The sequence below is a fragment of the Methylobacterium endophyticum genome, from assembly GCF_050591105.1.
Lineage (GTDB): Bacteria > Pseudomonadota > Alphaproteobacteria > Rhizobiales > Beijerinckiaceae > Methylobacterium.
The window spans coordinates 1-17567 of record NZ_JBNHES010000009.1 but is presented as its reverse complement, the minus strand read 5'-3'; the positions used below and the strand labels follow the sequence as shown (position 1 = coordinate 17567).

At 70.3% G+C, this 17567-nt stretch carries 18 protein-coding genes and 1 tRNA gene; 12 read left to right on the top strand and 7 right to left on the bottom strand.

The annotated features are described in order from the left end of the window. Window positions 1-32: 32 nt before the first annotated feature. The gene (locus tag ACP56T_RS11765; protein WP_430912302.1) at window positions 33-455 is read left to right on the top strand and encodes a helix-turn-helix domain-containing protein; all 423 of its coding nucleotides are present in this window, start codon (window positions 33-35) and stop codon (window positions 453-455) included. Between the two features lie 126 nt (window positions 456-581). Here the strand turns inward: ACP56T_RS11765 and ACP56T_RS11760 are convergent. Further along, window positions 582-656, bottom strand: a tRNA-Glu gene (locus ACP56T_RS11760). A gap of 140 nt (window positions 657-796) precedes the next feature. Between ACP56T_RS11760 and nikR the strand changes: the two genes are divergently transcribed. Together nikR and ACP56T_RS11750 are read left to right on the top strand one after the other, a co-directional pair. After that, complete coding sequence (nikR, locus tag ACP56T_RS11755) at window positions 797-1264, top strand: nickel-responsive transcriptional regulator NikR (protein WP_430912301.1); 468 nt, start codon at window positions 797-799, stop codon at window positions 1262-1264. 112 nt (window positions 1265-1376) lie between these two features. Further along, a complete protein-coding gene (locus ACP56T_RS11750) occupies window positions 1377-3533 on the top strand; it encodes a TonB-dependent receptor (RefSeq protein WP_430912300.1) in 2157 nt (718 codons plus the stop codon). Window positions 3534-3562: 29 nt separating this feature from the next. Here ACP56T_RS11750 and ACP56T_RS11745 read toward each other — a convergent pair whose 3' ends face one another. From ACP56T_RS11745 to ripC, 3 genes are read right to left on the bottom strand one after another with little or no spacing between them, the layout of a single operon-like run. Continuing rightward, the gene (locus ACP56T_RS11745; RefSeq protein WP_430912299.1) at window positions 3563-4885 is read right to left on the bottom strand and encodes an acetyl-CoA hydrolase/transferase family protein; all 1323 of its coding nucleotides are present in this window, start codon (window positions 4883-4885) and stop codon (window positions 3563-3565) included. An 11-nt stretch (window positions 4886-4896) separates the two neighbouring features. Continuing rightward, on the bottom strand, window positions 4897-5424 hold the full coding sequence (ripB, locus tag ACP56T_RS11740; RefSeq protein WP_430912298.1) for a (R)-specific enoyl-CoA hydratase RipB/Ich: 528 nt from the start codon (window positions 5422-5424) through the stop codon (window positions 4897-4899). Window positions 5425-5457: 33 nt separating this feature from the next. Next, the gene (gene ripC / locus ACP56T_RS11735) at window positions 5458-6312 is read right to left on the bottom strand and encodes an itaconate degradation C-C-lyase RipC (RefSeq protein ID WP_430912297.1); all 855 of its coding nucleotides are present in this window, start codon (window positions 6310-6312) and stop codon (window positions 5458-5460) included. Between the two features lie 120 nt (window positions 6313-6432). Here ripC and ACP56T_RS11730 point away from each other — a divergent pair, with 120 nt between their 5' ends. From ACP56T_RS11730 to ACP56T_RS11720, 3 genes are all read left to right on the top strand, one after another. After that, complete coding sequence (locus tag ACP56T_RS11730) at window positions 6433-7323, top strand: LysR family transcriptional regulator (protein WP_430912296.1); 891 nt, start codon at window positions 6433-6435, stop codon at window positions 7321-7323. Window positions 7324-7399: 76 nt separating this feature from the next. Beyond that, window positions 7400-7702, top strand: a complete 303-nt coding sequence (locus tag ACP56T_RS11725; protein ID WP_430912295.1) for a hypothetical protein — start codon at window positions 7400-7402, stop codon at window positions 7700-7702. A 229-nt stretch (window positions 7703-7931) separates the two neighbouring features. Continuing rightward, complete coding sequence (locus tag ACP56T_RS11720) at window positions 7932-8324, top strand: hypothetical protein (protein ID WP_430912294.1); 393 nt, start codon at window positions 7932-7934, stop codon at window positions 8322-8324. A 4-nt stretch (window positions 8325-8328) separates the two neighbouring features. Here the strand turns inward: ACP56T_RS11720 and ACP56T_RS11715 are convergent, their stop codons facing one another. Beyond that, window positions 8329-8571 carry a DUF6894 family protein gene (locus ACP56T_RS11715; RefSeq protein WP_430912293.1) on the bottom strand — a complete coding sequence of 81 codons (243 nt, stop codon included), beginning with the start codon at window positions 8569-8571 and terminating at the stop codon, window positions 8329-8331. A gap of 371 nt (window positions 8572-8942) precedes the next feature. On the opposite strand from ACP56T_RS11715, the gene ACP56T_RS11710 reads away from it, so the two are divergent. Then, window positions 8943-9455: a hypothetical protein gene (locus tag ACP56T_RS11710; protein WP_430912292.1), complete on the top strand. Its 513-nt coding sequence runs from the start codon at window positions 8943-8945 to the stop codon at window positions 9453-9455. A gap of 48 nt (window positions 9456-9503) precedes the next feature. Here the strand turns inward: ACP56T_RS11710 and ACP56T_RS11705 are convergent, their stop codons facing one another. After that, entirely contained in the window at window positions 9504-10568 is a 1065-nt protein-coding gene (locus tag ACP56T_RS11705) for a zinc-binding metallopeptidase family protein (protein WP_430912291.1), read from the bottom strand. Between the two features lie 401 nt (window positions 10569-10969). On the opposite strand from ACP56T_RS11705, the gene ACP56T_RS11700 reads away from it, so the two are divergent. Together ACP56T_RS11700 and ACP56T_RS11695 are read left to right on the top strand one after the other, a co-directional pair. Continuing rightward, on the top strand, window positions 10970-11185 hold the full coding sequence (locus ACP56T_RS11700) for a hypothetical protein (protein WP_430912290.1): 216 nt from the start codon (window positions 10970-10972) through the stop codon (window positions 11183-11185). Between the two features lie 86 nt (window positions 11186-11271). After that, window positions 11272-11469 (top strand): hypothetical protein, encoded by a 198-nt coding sequence (locus ACP56T_RS11695; protein WP_430912289.1) that lies wholly within the window; start codon window positions 11272-11274, stop codon window positions 11467-11469. A gap of 3 nt (window positions 11470-11472) precedes the next feature. Here ACP56T_RS11695 and ACP56T_RS11690 read toward each other — a convergent pair whose 3' ends face one another. Beyond that, on the bottom strand, window positions 11473-11916 hold the full coding sequence (locus ACP56T_RS11690) for a DUF488 domain-containing protein (RefSeq protein WP_430912288.1): 444 nt from the start codon (window positions 11914-11916) through the stop codon (window positions 11473-11475). A gap of 223 nt (window positions 11917-12139) precedes the next feature. Between ACP56T_RS11690 and ACP56T_RS11685 the strand changes: the two genes are divergently transcribed. From ACP56T_RS11685 to uvrA, 3 genes are all read left to right on the top strand, one after another. Continuing rightward, window positions 12140-12982, top strand: a complete 843-nt coding sequence (locus ACP56T_RS11685) for a glycoside hydrolase family 25 protein (protein WP_430912448.1) — start codon at window positions 12140-12142, stop codon at window positions 12980-12982. A gap of 122 nt (window positions 12983-13104) precedes the next feature. Continuing rightward, the gene (locus ACP56T_RS11680; protein ID WP_430912287.1) at window positions 13105-13899 is read left to right on the top strand and encodes a Crp/Fnr family transcriptional regulator; all 795 of its coding nucleotides are present in this window, start codon (window positions 13105-13107) and stop codon (window positions 13897-13899) included. A 270-nt stretch (window positions 13900-14169) separates the two neighbouring features. After that, a complete protein-coding gene (uvrA, locus tag ACP56T_RS11675) occupies window positions 14170-17253 on the top strand; it encodes an excinuclease ABC subunit UvrA (protein WP_430912286.1) in 3084 nt (1027 codons plus the stop codon). Window positions 17254-17567: the final 314 nt, after the last annotated feature.

Below are 17567 nucleotides of genomic sequence, written 5' to 3'. Positions count from 1 at the left end.
CCTTGCCACTTCAAGTGAGCTTGAGGTCAAGCATGAAGGTTCTGGATATCGGAGAGGTCTCGGCGCGGAGCGGAGTCAAGCCGTCGGCGCTGCGCTTCTACGAGGATGCCGGGCTGATCGCGTCCGTGTCGCGGCACGGGCTGCGCCGGCAGTTCCCGCCCGAGGTGATGTTGCGGCTCGAGCTGATCGCGATGGGCAAATCGGCCGGGTTCTCGCTCGGCGAGATCGCCGGCATGCTCGGGCCGGGCGGGCGGCCGGACCTGCCGCGCGCCGTGCTGCATCGGAAGGCCGACGCGATCGACCGGCGGATCCGCGAGCTGACCGCGCTGCGCGACACGCTCCGCCATGTCGCCGACTGCCCCGCCCCGTCGCATATGGAATGCCCGACGTTTCGCAGGCTCGTCGAGGTCGCGAGCAGGCGCCGCAGAAAGTGCAGGACTGCGGCCATGCTTTGAACGCGCGCGGCGCGCGTGAGGGTCCGGGCGAGGTGCCGTCCTGCCTGGATGAGGGAGTGCCAGCGGGCCTGCGCCTCCCCGCCGTCCAGGAAGGTCTCTGTCGCCGACAGCTCGCTCGAGCCGGCGTGGCGCGCCCTGCGGGAGTCGAACCCGCCTTTTCAGCGTGAAAGGCTGACGTCCTAACCGATAGACGAAGGGCGCTCTCGGCAACGCGGGTTCTATAGGCGGCTTGACCGCCGAGGGCAACGGTGCCGGAAGGCCGAACGCGACGGCCGCGTTGGCGATCTGGCCAGCCGGGGCCGGTCCCCGTACCAAGGCGGTCGGGCAACGGGCGGATCGGCATGCAGCGCATCACCATCACCATCGACGACGCCTTGCTGGCGGACATCGACCGGCTTTGCGACGCGCGCGGCTACGGCAGCCGCTCGGAGGCCGTGCGCGACATCGTCCGGGACGCGCTCGCTCCGGCCCAGGCGGCGCAGGCGGGGTCGCCGGCCTGCTACGGTGCGCTCAGCTACGTCTACAGCCACTCCACGCGCGACCTGGCGCGCCGCCTGACCGACGAGGGGCACCGGCACGGCGTCTCCGTGGCCAGCATGCATGTCCATGTCACGCATGACGATTGCCTGGAGGTCGCGGTGCTGCGCGGATCGGCCGACGCCATGCGCGCTTATGCCGACAGCGTCACCACCCAGCGCGGCGTCCGCTACGGCCATCTGCACCTGATCCCGGAAGGCAGGGCTGAGGTTGGCGGACACGATCACGCGCACGATCCTCGTCATCGGGAGACCGTCCCGGACGCCGGCTGATGCTGCGCCGCAACAGGCCGGGCGATCGCGCGAACGTATGAAGTTTTCGTATTTTTCTCATACATGCGCCGTGTAAGCTGGGGGCTGTCGCCACGCCCGCCCCTCCCCGCCGATGCCGATCCTTCATCGCCGTTCCGCCCCTCGCCGTCGACAGGCGGGCGCGCGCGTCCCGCTCCGCGGCGGCGCGGCGGCCTGCCTCTTTCTGGCGGGCGGCACCGCCTGGGCGCAGCCCGCAGGGGGCGAGGCCGTGAGCCTGTCCGAGCTGGCGGTCTCGGCGCAGGCCCCGGTTGCCGAGACGCCCTCCGCCGGTGGTGGCGCCAGCGGCATCGGCGGCGCGCCGCCGACCGTCGATGCGGCGAGCGCCGGGACGGTCTCCGGTGCCGCGATCAACAGCCGCCCCGTCACCCGGCCCGGCGAGGTGCTGGAAGCGGTGCCCGGCCTCATCGTCACCCAGCATTCGGGGGAGGGAAAGGCCAACCAGTACTTCCTGCGCGGGTTCAATCTCGATCACGGCACCGACATCGCCATTTCGGTGGACGGCATGCCGGTCAACATGCGCACGCATGCCCATGGCCAGGGCTATGCCGACGCCAACTTCCTGATCCCCGAGCTCGTTGGCGCGGTGGAGTTCCACAAGGGCCCGTATTTCGTGCGCGACGGCGATTTCGCCTCCGCCGGCTCGGTGCGCATCGACTATCTCGACAAGACCGAGCGCAATCTCGCCCTGACCGGCTTCGGCAGCTTCGGCTACAAGCGCGCGCTCGCCATCGCCTCGGCTCCGCTGGGGGCCGGCACCCTGCTCGTGGCCGGCGAGGCGCAGACCTATGACGGCCCCTGGGACGTTCCCGACCGGCTGCGCAAGGTCAACGGCGTCGCCCGCTACAGCCAGGGCACGCAAACCGACGGCTTCGCCATCACCGGCATGGCCTATGCCGGCCGCTGGACCGCGACGAACCAGATCCCGGAGCGGGCCGTCTCCGAGGGCCTGATCGGCCGCTTCGGAACGCTCGACCCGACCGATGGCGGCGACACCAGCCGCCTTTCCCTCTCCGGCCGCTGGAGCGCATCGGACGCGGGCGGGATCACGCGGGCCTCGGCCTACGTCATCGGCTACCGGATGAGCCTCTTCAACGACTTCACCTACTTTCTGAACAATCCCGTCGACGGCGACCAATTCCATCAGGTCGACCAGCGCATCCTCGGCGGCGGCGAGGTCTCGCGCGTGTTCAAGGGAGACCTCCTCGGCCGGCCGATGGAGACCGAGATCGGCGTCCAGACGCGCACCGACTCGATCCGGGTCGGCCTCTTCAACACGGCGCGGCGCGGCTATCTCTCGACCGTTCTCGACGACCGGGTGCTGGAGGCGAGCGGCGCCTTCTATCTCGACAACCGCGTGCGCTGGACCGACTGGCTGCGCACGAGCATCGGCTTTCGCGTCGACACCTACTATGCCGACGTGGTCTCGGACACGGCGGCCAATTCCGGCAAGGCTCGCGACAGCATCGCCAACCCGAAGCTCGGCTTGGTGCTCGGGCCCTGGGCCGGCACCGAGCTGTTCGTGAATTACGGCGGCGGCTTCCACTCGAACGACGCGCGCGGCGTCACCGCCACCGTCGATCCGGCGAGCTCGCTGTTCAATCTCCAGCGTTCGCCTTTCCTGGTGCCGTCCGAGGGCTACGAGATCGGCATCCGCAACCGCTCGGTCGCGGGGCTGGAGACGGCGGTGGCCCTGTTCCGGCTCGATTTCGCCTCGGAAAACCTCTTCCAGGGCGATACCGGCACCACAGAGCCGAGCCGGCCGAGCCGGCGCTTCGGCGTCGAGTGGACCAACCGCTACGCGTTGGCGCCCTGGCTGAGGCTCGACGGCGACCTGACGCTCACCAATGCCCGCTTCTCGTCCTACGACCCCGCCGGCAACCGCATCCCGGAGGCGCCGACCTTGATCGCCGCGACCGGCATCACCTTCGGCGAGGGGCTCGGCTGGTTCGGCGCGCTGCGCCTGCGCTATTTCGGGCCCCGCCCGCTGATCGAGGACAACTCGGTGCGCTCGAAGGCGACGGCGCTCCTCAACGGCCGCGTCGGCTACGCTTTCGAGAACGGGTTCAGCCTGTCCCTCGACATCCTCAACCTGACGAACGCCAGGGCCGACCAGATCACCTACTTTTACGAGTCCCGCCTGCCCGGCGAGCCGGCCGAGGGCGTCGCCGACAAGCACTTCCACCCGGCCGAGCCCACCGCCGTCCGGCTGACGCTGGCCGGACGGTTCTGAGCGGCGCGGACGGTCTCCGCGCTTCCCCTTCAGATCAGGTGCATGGCCTTGGCGGCTTCGGTCAGCTCGCCCCGGAAGTCCGGGTGGGCGAGGCCGATGAGCGCCTGCGCCCGCTCGGTGGAGGAGCGGCCCTTCAGGTTCGCGGCGCCGTGCTCGGTGACGATCCAGTGCGTGTCGATGCGCGGGGTCGTCACCGGGCCGGACAGGCGCGGCACGATCCGCGAGACCTTTCCGTGCGCGGCCGTGGAGGTGGCCGCGATGATCGAGAGGCCGCCGCGCGAGGCATAGGCGCCGCGCACGAAGTCGAGCTGCCCGCCCGAGGCCGAGTACTGGTGGCCGAGCATGTGCTCGGAGTTGCAGGCCCCGGTCAGGTCGATCTCGATCGTGCCGTTGATCGATACCACGCGGTCGTTCCGCGAGATCGTGCGCGGGTCGTTGACGTAGTCGACCGGCCAGCTCTCCACCGCCGGGTTGTCGTCGAGGAAATCGTACATCGCCGTCTGCCCCATGGCGAAGGTGAAGACGCTCTTGCCCCGGTTGAGCGCCTTGGCCCGGTTGGTGACGTTGCCGGACCGGATCAGGTCGACCATGCCCGGACACATCACCTCGCTGTGGATGCCGAGGTCGCTGCGCCCGCGCAGCTCGCCGCAGACCAGGTTGGGCAGCGCGCCGACGCCCATCTGGAGGCAGGCCCCGTCCGGCACCATGCCGGCGATGGTCTTGGCGATGGTGCGGTCGGTGTCGGACCCCGAGCGGACCGGCAGTTCGAGGAGCGGCGCCTCGTGCTCGACGATTGCCGTCACCTCGGAGACGTGGAGCGCCGCGCCGGAGCCGAACACCCGCGGCATCCGCGGGTTGACCTCGACGATCAGCCGCTTGGCCGCCCGCGCCACGGCGGTCGAATAGTCGTTGCCGGTGCCGAAGCTCATGTAGCCGTGCCGGTCCATCGCCGAGACGGTGCAGACGAAGGTGTCCACCTGCGCCTCCTCGATCAGGAGGCGCGGCGACTGATGGAAGTTGTTCGGCACGTAGTTCAGGAACTTGGTGTTCCCGTCGGCGACCCCCTCCTTCACGCGGGCGCGGTCGATGCCGGTCATGAACATGCAATAGGGCCGGATCCGGTCGCGAAGGCCGTAGGCCAGCACCGTGTCGCCGGCGATCGAGGTCGCCTCGAAATAGTAGAGCCGCAGGTCGAGGGCGGGCTCGGCCTCGGCCCGTCCCGCCAGCGCCTTCAGCAGCGCCGGGGGCTCGGCCATCGCCATGCCCATGGCGACGCGGCTGCCGGAGGGAATGGCGGCCACCGCCGCCTCGGGGCTCGCCAGCTTGGCGCGGTAGAGTTCGCTCGGTGTCATGTCGGCCTCCCTCAGTAGCCCGCCGCCTCTTCGGGCGAATGGCCGCGCCTGTGCACGAGCATGGTCCGCTCGAAGCTCATCACCTCCTTGCCGTCCTGGTTGAGGCCGCGCGTCGCCACGGTGACGATCCCCTGCGTCGGGCGGCTCTTCGACTCGCGTTTGTGGAGCACGGTGCTCTCGGCATAGAGCGTGTCGCCGGCGAAGACCGGATGGGTCGCCTTCACCTTGTCCCAGCCGAGATTGGCCACGACCTTGGCCGAGACCGTGCGCACGCTCATGCCGGTGAGCAGCGCCAGGGTGAAGGTCGAGTCGACCAGCATCCGCTTCCACTCGGTCTTCTGCGCGTAGGCGGCGTCGAAATGGACCTGCTGGACGTTCAGCGTCAGCAGGGTGAACCAGGTGTTGTCGGTCTCGAGAACCGTGCGGCCGGGCCGGTGCTCGAACACGTCGCCGGGCTCGAAATCCTCGAAATAGAGGCCCGAGGTCTCCCGGTAGCGCCGCTCTCCGACGCTTTTGTAGGCGGGCAGAAGCGTGTCCATCTCAGTCTCCGTGGTTGGGGTTGCGGTTCGGGGTCAGGCGGCCGGGACGGGCTCGCCCGCGGCGGTCAGCAGGTGGCGGGCCTTGCGCGCCACCGCCTCGTCGATCATGTGCCCGTCGACGGTGCCGACGCCCTTGGCGTTCTCGGCGAGCACCCGCCTAGCCCAGGCGACCGCCGCGTCGTCCGGCGTGAGGGCGGCGTTGATCGGGCCGATCTGGGCCGGGTGGATCGCCGCCTTGGCGGTGAAGCCGAGCGCCGCCGCCGCCCGCGTCTCCCGCTCCAGGCCGTCCGCGTCGCGGATGTCGAAGAACGGCGTGTCGATGGGGGCGATGCCTGACAGGGCGGCGGCGGCCACGAGGCGCGACCGGGCGGCGAGCAGCGGCTCCCAGGCGGTCTGCGCCCCGAGATCGGCGGCCATGTCGGCGGCGCCGAACATCAGGCCGGCGAGCCGGGGCGTCGCGCGGGCGATCTCCTCCAGGGCGGCGAGCCCCCGCGCGCTCTCGATCAGGGCGACGAGGCGCGCCCGCTTGCCGCCGGCGCCGAGCAGCCGGTCGAGGATATGCAGATGGGCGGCGGCCTCGACCTTCGGCAGGACGACGACGTCCGGCTCCGCGGGGCCCGCCACGAGGGCGGCGAGATCGGCGAGGCCCGCCGGGGTCTCGACGGCGTTGACGCGCAGCGCCCGGACGGGGCCCCCTCTCGCGGCGGGCGTCGCCAGCCAGGAGAGGGCGTTGGCGCGCGCCGCGTCCTTGTCGCCGGGAGCGACCGCGTCCTCCAGGTCGACGATGACGGCATCGGCGCCGCCCTCGGCCGCCTTGGCGAAGCGCTCGGGCCGGGTGGCCGGCGTGAACAGCAGGCTGCGAAGGGGGCGTGCGGGCGCGTGAGGCATGGGCTCGTGAGGCATGGGTTCGTGGGACATCGGGTCCTCCGTTGCCCAGGAGGTATGGCCCGCTCGTCGATCCGCCCAATATCTCGCGGAGGTCCGTGCGATCGCTTTTGGAGATACCCCGTGGAACTGCGGCACCTGCGCTACTTCGTTGCCGTCGCGGAGGAGCGGAACTTCACCCGCGCCGCCACCCGCCTCGGCATCGGGCAGCCGCCCCTCAGCCAGCAGATCAAGGACCTCGAGGCGGAGGTCGAGGCGCGGCTGTTCCGGCGCCTGCCCACCGGGGCGGAACTGACGGAGGCCGGCGCGGCCTTCCTCGACGAGGCCCGCGCCGCCCTCGCGGCGGCCGAGCGCGCGGCGCTGGCCGCCCGCCGCGCGGCGGAAGGCCGGATCGGGCGCCTGCGCATCGGCTGCACCGGATCGGGCTTCTTCAACCCCCTCGTCACGGGGGCGCTGCGGGCCTTCGGCGCGGCCTACCCGGACGTGTCCGTCGTGCTGGAGGAGGGCAATACCGGGCTGCTGCTCGAACGCCTCTCAGCCGGTTTCCTCGACGCGGCCTTCCTGCGCCCGCACGAGGGCCTGCCGCCGGCCCTGCGCGCCCATGGCGGCGTGGACGAGCCGATGGAGGTCGCCCTGCCGGAGAGCCACCCCCTCGCCGGAGCGGATGCGGTGCGGCTCGCGGACCTTGCCGGCGCGCGCTTCGTGCTGTTCCCACGGCCCATGGGCGAGAGCCTGCACGACACGATCACGAATGCCTGCCGGGCGGCCGGCTTCGAGCCCCTGCGCGGGCAGGAGGCGCAGCAGTTCCCCTCGATCATCAATCTCGTGGCGAGCGGGCTCGGCGTCTCGCTGGTGCCCGCCTCCCTCGCGCAGGTCCGCGTGGCGGGGGTCCGCTTCCGGCCCATCGACGGCCCCGTCCCGCTCGCCCGGCTGCGGCTCGTCTCCAGCCGCGCCAGCCACGCTCAGACCCTGCGCAACTTCCTGGCCCTGGCCAACGGGGCGCCGGCGGCGTGACCGGGTGAAGGAAACCGGCCGCTCCCGAGGACGTTGGTCCCGCTCTCTCCATCGAAACGTTTCGAAGGAACGCAGGATGACGAAGATCGCGCTCTCGGCCGGCGCCCTGATGCTCGCGGCGACGCTGCCGGCCCTGGCCCAGGCCAATCCCCCCGCCGAGATCCGGCAGCCGGCTCCTCCGAGCGTCGCGGCGCCCGACGCCACGGGCTCCACCTTCGTGAAGCCGGGCGGGCTCGACAATGGCGGGCCGGGCTCGGTGGGCACGGTGGCCCGGAGCGGGCTCGGGGCCGACAGCACCTCGAACAACTCGGGCGCGGACGCCAATTCCGGCAAGCCGGAGCTGGCGGTTCCCAACGCGGGCGGCGGCGGCGGACGCTGAGCCGCCGCGACGGCGACAGACATCAGCCCCGCCGGGTCCGGCGGGGCTTTTTTATGAGAGCTGCGCTCGCTTCCCCCTGCGCCTGAACGATTCCTGTCGGGCGCCCTCAGCCTTCCTACAGCGACGCCCGGCCATTCTGTCTCTGCGGTTGGTGCCGGGCACCAGCCGCCTCATCCGAGACCGGGCGCCCGCCGGGCGCCGGCCTCCTCGCAAGGTCAGGGGATAGGCCATGAAGACTTTCGCCGTGCTTTCGGTCGCCGCCCTCATGGGCTTCAGCGCCCTCGCTCCCTCCGCCGCCGAGGCGCGCGGCGGCGGCGCGGTCGCCGCCGGCCTCATCGGCGGGCTCGCGGCCGGTGCCCTTCTGGGTGCCGCCGTCTCGGAGGCGCATGCCGCCCCGGCCTATGGCTACGGCGTGCCCGCCTACGGCTACGAGGAGGCGCCCGCCGTGGCCTACCGCCCGGCGCGCTACGGCTACGTCCATCGCTACGACGACGATGCGCCGGTCTATCGCCCGCGCCGGTTCGACGCCTATGACGCCGGCCCTGTCGGCTACGGCTACCGTCCCGTCGCCCATCGCTGGAACCGCGACTGCGACCGGCCCTACGGCTACGGCGGCTGGTAAGCCGTCACACCCGGCCGACATCCTCGATCTCGAAGGACAGGCGCGCGCGGAACACCACCTGGCGCGCCTCGTCCCGGACGACGGCGAGGTAATCCTGCCTCTCGTCGCCGGGGCCGAGATCCTGCGCGATCTTCGACATGATCCGCACGAGGCGCGTGCGGGCCGCCGCCGCGTCCGGCAGATCGAAGCCGACCGTGTCGCGAACGAAGTTCGCACCGTCGTGAAGGTCGATGAAGAACCGCGGCATCGCACTTTCTAGTTGTGGGACATTGTCCCACGAATAAGGCCACCTAAGCAGCGGACAGGAGCATGTCCAGAGGTCGGGCGGCGGGGCGGCGCGAATTTTCGACGAACCGTCCGCGTCGGGCCGGTTTTCCTGCCCTACGCCGCGCGGCGGCAGGCCGATAGTGCGCGAAAAGCAGTCTTCGTGCCGAACGCTCGTCCGCGATGATTGAGACCGTCGAGCGAGCATGTCCCGCGCTTCCGGCGGGCCCTTCGCGGCCCTCTGCGGACCGGCGCGCATTTGTGAATTGACGGTCGATGAACGCCTGTGGCGCGGGGCCTTGAGCGCGCCTAGATTGCCGCCGCCGTCTCCGCATCGTCGGAAGGGAGCTCGTCATGTCTCATCGTCTCGCCGTCTGCACCGCCCTCGCCCTCAGTCTCGCCCCCATCGGGCCGGCGGCCGCCCTTTCGGCCAAGGACTGCTCGGTCAAGTATCAGGCGGCCAAATCCGCCAACACCCTGAACGGCCAGAGCTGGAACGACTTCCGCAAGGCCCAGTGCAGCGATGCCGCCGCCGCGCCGGCCCCCGCGCCCGCCGCCGCCGCTCCCGCGCCGACGAAGACCGCCGCGCCGGCTCCCGCTCCCGCGGCGCCCGCTCCGACGGCGGCGGCCAAGCCCGCGCCCGCCCCTGCGCCGGCCGCCACCCCGGCCGCCGCCGGAGCGGCGGTGTTCCCGAAGGCGGTCGATCCGAAATACGCCAGCGAATCCGCCGGAAAGGGCCGCCAGAAGACCTGTCTCGACCAGTACAACGCCAACAAGGCCGCCGGCGCCACCGGCAACGGCGGCATGAACTGGATCCAGAAGGGCGGTGGCTACTACTCCGAGTGCAACAAGCGCCTCAAGGGCTGAGCCCCTCCGCGCCGTCCGCCTCCCTCCCGGTGGCGGACGGCACCTCCGTCACACCTGGCGGTGCAGCAGGCGGTGGATGAAGCCGAGCTTGGCGATGACCGCCGGGGCCAGCACGAAGGGGTAGAGGTCGCCCTGCCCCATCGCCCGCGAGGTGCTGTTCATGGCGAAGACGAAGGGCAGCCACGCGGCGATGATCTGCTCGATGCTCTCGGCGGCGTAGGGGTCGAAGTCGATCCGCGCCGAGAGGGAGCCCTCCGTATCGAGGCTCGGCTTCACCTCCATGCCGAAGGCGCTGGCCATCTCCAGCGTATCGACGATGTGGAGGTAATGCGCCCAGGTCTCGGCGAAGTCCTCCCAGGGGTGGGTGGTGGCGTAGGAGGAGACGAAGCGCTCCTGCCAGTCGGGCGGGACGCCTTCGTCGTAATGGCGCTTGAGGGCCGCCTCGTAATCCTCGCTGTCGTCGCCGAAGACCGCCCGGCAGGCGTCGAGCTTGCCCGCGTCGCGCACCAGCAGATCCCAGTAATGATGCCCGACCTCGTGTCGGAAATGGCCGATCAGCGTCCGGTAGGGCTCGCCCATGCCGCTCCGGCGCTTCTCGCGCTCGGCGTCGTCGGCCTCGACCAGCGCGATGGTGATGACGCCGTTCTCGTGGCCGGTCATCACCTTGTCGCCGTCCTGCGCCGGCGGGTCGGCGAGGAAGTTGAAGATCAGCCCGTGCTCCGGGTCCTCCATGCGGGTGGCGAGCGGCAGGTCGAAGCGCAGCAGCGCGTAGAAGAGCTGGTGCTTGGCGAGCTCCATCAGCCGCCAGCGTTCGAGGTTCTCGCCCTGGGTCAGGTCGGGGATGGTGCCGTTGTGCCGGCAGGCGCGGCAGAAGGCGTCGCCCGTTCCCGGCGGGACCAGCCAGTTGCAGCCGTCCTGCTGGGCGTTGACACAGAGGATGCGCGAGCGCCCCGGCCGGTCGCCGAGGGCCGTCCACTCGATGCCGCCCGCCGGCTCCAGGGCGGTGAGCGTGCCGGCCTCCGGCATGTAGGCGAGGCGGTGGCCGCAGCGCTCGCAGGAGCGGTTGTCGAAATAGACGATGTTGCCGCAGGACTGGCAGCTGAAGAGCTTCATGGGACGACGTTTCCTTCGGCGCCGCGACGGCGGGCCGCCATGCATCGGGCATGTTCCGACAGCGCAATCGCCGATGACGGCGCAGGTTCCGGGAAAAACGGACGCGCGGACGGGAAACGTCGCAGGGATCGGGTCGCCAAGGATCGGGACAAGGATCGGAAGGAGGCCAGCGGCTCCGGGCCGGGGAGCGGTCGTTCGCGAGCCGCTGGCCTCCGTCGAGAGCCTGGGGGCGGGGCCTTCGACGAACGTCACCGTAGCCTCTCCATGATTCCGGATTGTGTCCGGTTTCGACCTCGCAGCCCGCGCCCGCGAGGGAACGAAACGCCGGCTCGGCCGTATCCCTCGAAACGCGGGAACGGGTCCGTCCGTCGGGCTCCACACCCGCCCTCGGATACGCCGCCATGCCGATCGAAGAGCTCTCCTTTCCCCCGCCCGCCTCCCGGTCCTTCCTGGCCGCGATGCCCGACCTGCTGGACGCCGTGTCCGACGAGGCGGTCATCCGCGCGGATTGCCTGCCGCCGCCGCTGTTCTGCGGCCTGATGCGTCCGACGCCCGCCGAGCGCAGGCGCCACCGCGAGGCGGCGCGCCGTCTGCCGGAGGCAATCTCGGCCCATTGAGGGCGCGGAGGCGCGAGGAAACCCTGCGGTAACGCGCGGCGCGGCAAGCTGGCGCCCATCGATTCCCCGCGCCGGACACCCCGCCGATGATGACCAAGGATCAGCTCGCCCTCGAGCTGAAGCGCCTCGCCGCGACCCAGGTCGCCGACATCACCCGCGCGGTGAAGGAGGGGCAGAAATCCATCGCCCTCAACGAGGTGCGCGACCTCGCCCAGCGCCTCAACCGCCTCGCCGACGCCTTTGCCCCGCCGGTAGCCGCACCCCAGCGCACCGAGGCGGCCTGAGGCTCAGCCGAACAGGTCGATGACCGCGAACCCGCGCGGGCCGAGCCGCTCGGCCAGCACCCGCCGGTGGCAGAGCGCGGGATCGCGCTCGAAGCAGAGCAGGCAGGTCGGCGCCCGCGCGGCGAGCGCCGCGAGCGCGTCCAGGGCGAGCCCGCCATCGGCGGTGTCGAGCACCTCCTCGCAGTAGATCGCGCGCATCAGCCCGGCATCCTGCGCGCGGGCGGCCTGCCGCCCCGCCTTCGGCGTGCCGAGGGCACGCAGATGCGCATAGACGAGCCCCGCCTCCTCCACCCCGGCCTTCAGGGCGCTCTTCGAGAAGCCGCGCTTGCGCGAGTTCGCCACGGCGCGGACATCCGCCAGCACGCCGATTCCCGCGTCCGTCAGCGCGGCGACGAGACGCTCCTGGCCGAGCCCTTCGTAGCCGATGGTGAACAGGATGTTGCCCACGCGCATCTCCTCCAGAAAGGCCAAGTGTCCGAAGGCTTTGCCGGCATCCCCTCGCCTGCCGTCCTCGCGCCTATGTGTCGGCGCCGCAACGCCCTGCGGAATTCCGCCGCAATCACGGCAAAGCTCTGTTAACCGCTGCCGGAGCATCGATTAGCCAGATTGGTGGCGTACGGGAATGACGGACCTGGCATCGATGTCGCTGACGCGCACGTTCTCGCTGTCGATGCCCGGACGTTCGGGCGCCCTGGTCCGCGCCGCCTATCGGTCCGGCCGCCGGATCGCCGCCGCCGCCCTGCTCGCGAGCCTCGCGGCCTGCGCCTCCAACAACGATTTCTACCCCACCAAGGGCGACGTGAAGCCCCATCCGGGGGTCGCCAGGGCCAAGCGGCACCCGATCCAGGGCATCGACATCTCCCGCTACCAGGGGCCTGTCGACTGGGCCTCGGTGCGCGGCGCCGGCACGCAGTTCGCCTTCATCAAGGCGACGGAGGGCGGCGACCATCTCGACGAGCGCTTCCGCGAGAACTGGGAGGGCGCGGCCGCGGCCGGCGTGCCGCGCGGGGCCTATCATTTCGTGTTCTGGTGCCGCTCGGCGCGCGAGCAGATGGACTGGTTCAAGCGCAACGTGCCCGCCGATCCGAGCGCCCTGCCCCCGGTGCTCGACGTGGAGTGGAACGGTCATTCGGTGAAGTGCCCGCGCACCCTGCCGAAGGCCGAGGCGCTCGCCATGATCCGCACCATGCTCACCGAGATGGAGGCCTATACCGGCAAGCGGCCGATCATCTACACCGACATCACCTTCCACAAGGACGTGCTCGAGGGCGAACTGCCGGACTATCCGCACTGGGTCCGCTCCACCGCGGCCGAGCCGGAGCAGCGTTTCGCCAACCGGCAGTGGATGCTCTGGCAGTTCACCTCCACGGGCCGGGTGCCGGGGGTGCGCGGCGATGTCGACCGCAACGCCTTCTACGGCACGCCCTCCGAATGGGCCTCCTTCCTCGCCACCGATTGCGACCCGCGCGAGCACCCCGCCCTGTCGCAGCGGGGATTGTGCACGCAGAAATAGCGCGGCACCGACTCGATTTCGCGCAATTGGAATTATTTCCGGTTCTGTATGAAACCGGACAGACTTAAATCTTGTTGCTGGGATACGACCGCGCCGAAGCCGTTGGTGAAGCCTCCCTTTCCATGACGTCCCTCTCCGAGAGCCATATCGAGGGAAACCTTCTCCTGAAGGCTCTGAACGACGACGACCGCGCGCTCGTCGCCCCGCATCTCGAACGGGAGGTGTACAAGAAGGGCGAGACGCTGTTCGAGGCGGGCTCGGACGTGTCCTACATCTCCTTTCCCTGCGAGCAGACGGTGGTGACGCTGGTCATCGCCATGCGCGACGGCCGCACCGCCGAGACCGCCACCATCGGCCGGGAGGGCGCGGTGGGCGGCGTCGTGAGCGACGGGCGGCTCCCCGCCTCCACGCAGGCGCTGATCCAGATCGCCGGCCCCGTGCTGCGCATGGAGGCGCTGAAGCTTCAGGACTTGCAGCAGCGCTCGGTCTCGCTGCGCAACCTGTTCACCCGCTATGCCGACTGTCTGCTCGCCCAGGTGCTCCAGGCCGGCGCCTGCAACGCCCTGCATCCCATCGAGCAGCGCTGCCTGCGCTGGCTGCTGACCCTTCAGGACCGGATCGGCTCCGATGCGCTGCCGGTCACGCACGAGCTGCTCGCCTCGATGCTCGGCGTGCAGCGCACCTATCTCACCCGCATCCTGCGCAGCCTCCAGGTGCAGGGCCTGATCAAGGTCGGGCGCGGGCGCATCACTATCCTCGATCCGGCGGGCGCCGAGCGCTCGGCCTGCGAGTGCCACGGCAGCGTCAAGCGCCATTTCGAGGTGGTGCTCGGTGCGGTCTACGGCGAGGCGGGACGCATCGTCGAGATCGACCCGCCGGCCGATCCGGGTCAGGCCCGGCGCCGCAAGGCGAGCTGAGGCCTCCTCGGTCGCAGGGGCGTCGCCGCGCGTTGGATTCGCGACGGCCGGCCTTACATCACGGATGATCGCGGGCGCCGCTCCCGTCGCGGGGAGCGTCTCCGATATTGCGATTGTACTGTGTTTGTTCTAGCAGGGTCCCGCGCCCGCGCGGGGCCTGTGCCTTGGCCGCCTCCCTGCATGACGTCGCGCCCGCCGGCCGAGAGACGGCTGCGGGCGGTCCGACCCGAGTGATCCGATCCAAGCGATCCGACCGGAGTGATCCGATCCATGGCCAAAGCCGCCGCCCCGAGCGCCGCCAGGCGCGATGCCCGCAAGGGGCCCGCCCCCGCGCGCGGCAAATCCGCCGCCGCCGCGCAGGCGCCGGACGGCGCGGAAGCGGAGCGCGACGCCAGGCTCGGAGCCCTCTTCGATCAGGCGCGGGTGATCGCGGTGCGTGGCGCGCGCGAGCACAACCTCAAGAACGTCGACCTCACCATTCCGCGCGACAAGCTGGTGGTGTTCACGGGGCTCTCGGGTTCGGGCAAGTCGTCGCTGGCCTTCGACACCATCTACGCGGAGGGCCAGCGCCGCTACGTCGAGTCGCTCTCGGCCTATGCCCGGCAGTTCCTGGAGATGATGTCGAAGCCCGATGTCGATCAGATCGACGGGCTCTCGCCGGCGATCTCCATCGAGCAGAAGACCACCTCGAAGAACCCGCGCTCCACCGTCGGCACCGTCACCGAGATCTACGACTACATGCGCCTGCTCTGGGCGCGGGTCGGCATCCCCTACTCGCCCGCCACCGGGCTGCCCATCGAGAGCCAGACGGTCAGCCAGATGGTCGACCGGGTGCTGGCGCTCCCCGAGAAGACCCGGCTCTACCTGCTCGCCCCCGTCGTGCGGGGCCGCAAGGGCGAGTACCGCAAGGAGATCGCCGAGTTCCAGAAGAAGGGCTTCCAGCGCCTGCGCATCGACGGCGAGTACTACCCCATCGACGATGTGCCCAAGCTCGACAAGAAGCTCAAGCACGACATCGACGTGGTGGTGGACCGCATCGTCGTGCGCGACGACATCGGCTCGCGGCTGGCGGAGTCCTTCGAGACGGCGCTGGAGCTCGCCGACGGCATCGCCGACATCGAATACGCCGATGCCCCCGAGGGCGAGACCCCACAAAAGATCACGTTCTCGTCGCGCTTCGCCTGCCCGGTCTCGGGCTTCACGATCCCCGAGATCGAGCCCAGACTCTTCTCGTTCAACAACCCCTTCGGGGCCTGCCCGACCTGCGGCGGCATCGGCCACGAGATGCGCATCGACCCCGAGCTGGTGATCTCCGATCCCGGCCTGAGCCTGCGGCGCGGGGCGGTGGCGCCCTGGGCGAAGTCGACCTCGCCCTATTACGGCCAGACCCTCGATGCCATCGCCGCCCATTACAACGTCAAGCCGACGACCCCCTGGCGGGAGCTGCCGGAGGCCGTGCGCCGCGCGGTGCTCCACGGCTCCGGGAGCGAGCGCATCCGTTTCGCCTACAATGACGGCTTGCGCGCCTACGAGGTCAACAAGCCCTTCGAGGGCGTGATCCCGAATCTCGAGCGCCGCTACAAGGAGACCGACAGCGACGCCTCGCGCGAGGATATCGGCCGCTTCATGAGCGAGACCCCTTGCGCGGCCTGCGGCGGCAAGCGGCTCAAGCCCGAGGCGCTCGCGGTGAAGGTCGCCATGCAGGACATCGGTGAGGTCACGCGGCTTTCGGTGAGCGAGGCGCATCGCTGGTTCGGCGAATTGCCCGAGAAGCTCACGGCGAAGCAGAACGAGATCGCGGTCCGCATCCTCAAGGAGATCCGCGACCGCCTGAGCTTCCTCGTCGATGTGGGGCTCGTCTATCTCACCCTGGCGCGCGGCTCCGGCTCGCTCTCGGGCGGCGAGAGCCAGCGCATCCGGCTCGCCTCGCAGATCGGCTCGGGGCTGACCGGCGTGCTCTACGTGCTCGACGAGCCCTCCATCGGCCTGCACCAGCGCGACAACGAGCGGCTGCTCGGCACGCTCAAGCGCCTGCGCGACCTCGGCAACTCGGTGATCGTGGTCGAGCACGACGAGGACGCGATCCTCCAGGCCGACTACGTGGTCGACGTGGGACCCGGCGCGGGGATCCACGGCGGCAGGATCGTGGCCCAGGGCACTCCCGAGCAGCTCCTGAAGGACCCCGCCTCGCTCACCGCCAAGTATCTCACCGGCGCGCTGTCGGTGCGGATGCCGAAGGCCCGGCGAAAGGCCCGCAAGGGCACGCTGACCCTCTCCGGTGCGCGCGGCCACAACCTGAAGGACGTCACCGTCGCGATTCCGCTCGGCACCTTCACCTGCGTCACCGGCGTCTCGGGCGGCGGCAAGTCGACCCTCGTCGTCGACACGCTCTACAAGGCGGTGGCCAAGAGCCTCAACGGCGCCCTGGAGCACCCCGCCCCCTACGAGCGTCTGGAGGGGCTGGAGAATCTCGACAAGGTCATCGACATCGACCAGTCGCCCATCGGGCGCACGCCGCGCTCGAACCCGGCAACCTATATCGGCGCCTTCACGCCGATCCGCGACTGGTTCGCGGGGCTGCCCGAGGCCAAGGCCCGCGGCTACCAGCCGGGCCGGTTCAGCTTCAACGTCAAGGGAGGCCGCTGCGAGGCCTGCTCGGGCGACGGCGTCATCAAGATCGAGATGCACTTCCTGCCGGACGTCTACGTCACCTGCGACGTCTGCAAGGGGCGGCGCTACGACCGCGAGACCCTCGAGGTGAAGTATCGGGCCAAGTCCATCGCCGATGTGCTCGACATGAGCGTCGAGGAGGCGGCCGAGCTGTTCAAGGCCGTGCCCGCGATCCGCGAGAAGATGGAGACCCTGAAGCGCGTCGGCCTCGACTACGTGCATGTCGGCCAGCAGGCGACGACCCTCTCGGGGGGCGAGGCGCAGCGGGTCAAGCTCTCCAAGGAGCTCTCGAAGCGCGCCACCGGGCGCACCCTCTACATCCTCGACGAGCCGACCACGGGCCTGCACTTCCACGACGTCGCCAAGCTGATGGAGGTGCTTCACGAACTCGTCGACCAAGGCAACACGGTCGTCGTGATCGAGCACAATCTCGAGGTCATCAAGACCGCCGACTGGGTGATCGACATGGGCCCCGAGGGGGGCGACGGCGGCGGCACGGTGGTGGCGCAGGGCACCCCGGAGGCCATCGCCGCCGCGCCGGAGAGCCATACCGGGCGCTTCCTGCGCGAGGTGCTGGCCCGGCGGCCGTCGACCCAGCCCGCGTCGGCGGCGGAGGAGGCCGGCAAGATTCGCCTACCGGACCGGCCGGGCGCCTCCGGAAAGCGTCGGGCGGCCGCGCGTTAGCCGGCGATTCGGGCGGTCGCGGTGCCCGATTCGAGGGTCGCTTGTGCCTGTCCGCGCGCCATCGGGGGCGCCTGAGGGGCCGCCCCGTCCCGGTCCGTAGTCGCGGCCGTTGCGTGATCGGCGGGTGGCGATTGCCGAAATCGCCCGACCGGGCGAATTGCCGCAAAGGATTGATGAAAAACCATTATTTTGTGATTAGGCGTGGAATAAGGACCCCGTTTTTGGGGTAATCGGCGTCCAAACGGGACCCCAGGACAAGTCATCCACACTGCCTTCCGGCTCGAACGGGAGGCTTGCGCGGGATGTTGGTCGTG

Excerpts from the sequence above, each read along its gene's own strand:
- ACP56T_RS11765 (WP_430912302.1), top strand. The coding sequence starts at position 33 with ATGAAGGTTCTGGATATCGGAGAGGTCTCGGCGCGGAGCGGAGTCAAG.
- nikR (WP_430912301.1), top strand. The coding sequence starts at position 797 with ATGCAGCGCATCACCATCACCATCGACGACGCCTTGCTGGCGGACATC.
- ACP56T_RS11750 (WP_430912300.1), top strand. The coding sequence starts at position 1,377 with ATGCCGATCCTTCATCGCCGTTCCGCCCCTCGCCGTCGACAGGCGGGC.
- ACP56T_RS11745 (WP_430912299.1), bottom strand. The coding sequence starts at position 4,885 with ATGACACCGAGCGAACTCTACCGCGCCAAGCTGGCGAGCCCCGAGGCG.
- ripB (WP_430912298.1), bottom strand. The coding sequence starts at position 5,424 with ATGGACACGCTTCTGCCCGCCTACAAAAGCGTCGGAGAGCGGCGCTAC.
- ripC (WP_430912297.1), bottom strand. The coding sequence starts at position 6,312 with ATGCCTCACGCGCCCGCACGCCCCCTTCGCAGCCTGCTGTTCACGCCG.
- ACP56T_RS11725 (WP_430912295.1), top strand. The coding sequence starts at position 7,400 with ATGACGAAGATCGCGCTCTCGGCCGGCGCCCTGATGCTCGCGGCGACG.
- ACP56T_RS11720 (WP_430912294.1), top strand. The coding sequence starts at position 7,932 with ATGAAGACTTTCGCCGTGCTTTCGGTCGCCGCCCTCATGGGCTTCAGC.
- ACP56T_RS11715 (WP_430912293.1), bottom strand. The coding sequence starts at position 8,571 with ATGCCGCGGTTCTTCATCGACCTTCACGACGGTGCGAACTTCGTTCGC.
- ACP56T_RS11710 (WP_430912292.1), top strand. The coding sequence starts at position 8,943 with ATGTCTCATCGTCTCGCCGTCTGCACCGCCCTCGCCCTCAGTCTCGCC.
- ACP56T_RS11705 (WP_430912291.1), bottom strand. The coding sequence starts at position 10,568 with ATGAAGCTCTTCAGCTGCCAGTCCTGCGGCAACATCGTCTATTTCGAC.
- ACP56T_RS11700 (WP_430912290.1), top strand. The coding sequence starts at position 10,970 with ATGCCGATCGAAGAGCTCTCCTTTCCCCCGCCCGCCTCCCGGTCCTTC.
- ACP56T_RS11695 (WP_430912289.1), top strand. The coding sequence starts at position 11,272 with ATGATGACCAAGGATCAGCTCGCCCTCGAGCTGAAGCGCCTCGCCGCG.
- ACP56T_RS11685 (WP_430912448.1), top strand. The coding sequence starts at position 12,140 with ATGCCCGGACGTTCGGGCGCCCTGGTCCGCGCCGCCTATCGGTCCGGC.
- ACP56T_RS11680 (WP_430912287.1), top strand. The coding sequence starts at position 13,105 with ATGACGTCCCTCTCCGAGAGCCATATCGAGGGAAACCTTCTCCTGAAG.
- uvrA (WP_430912286.1), top strand. The coding sequence starts at position 14,170 with ATGGCCAAAGCCGCCGCCCCGAGCGCCGCCAGGCGCGATGCCCGCAAG.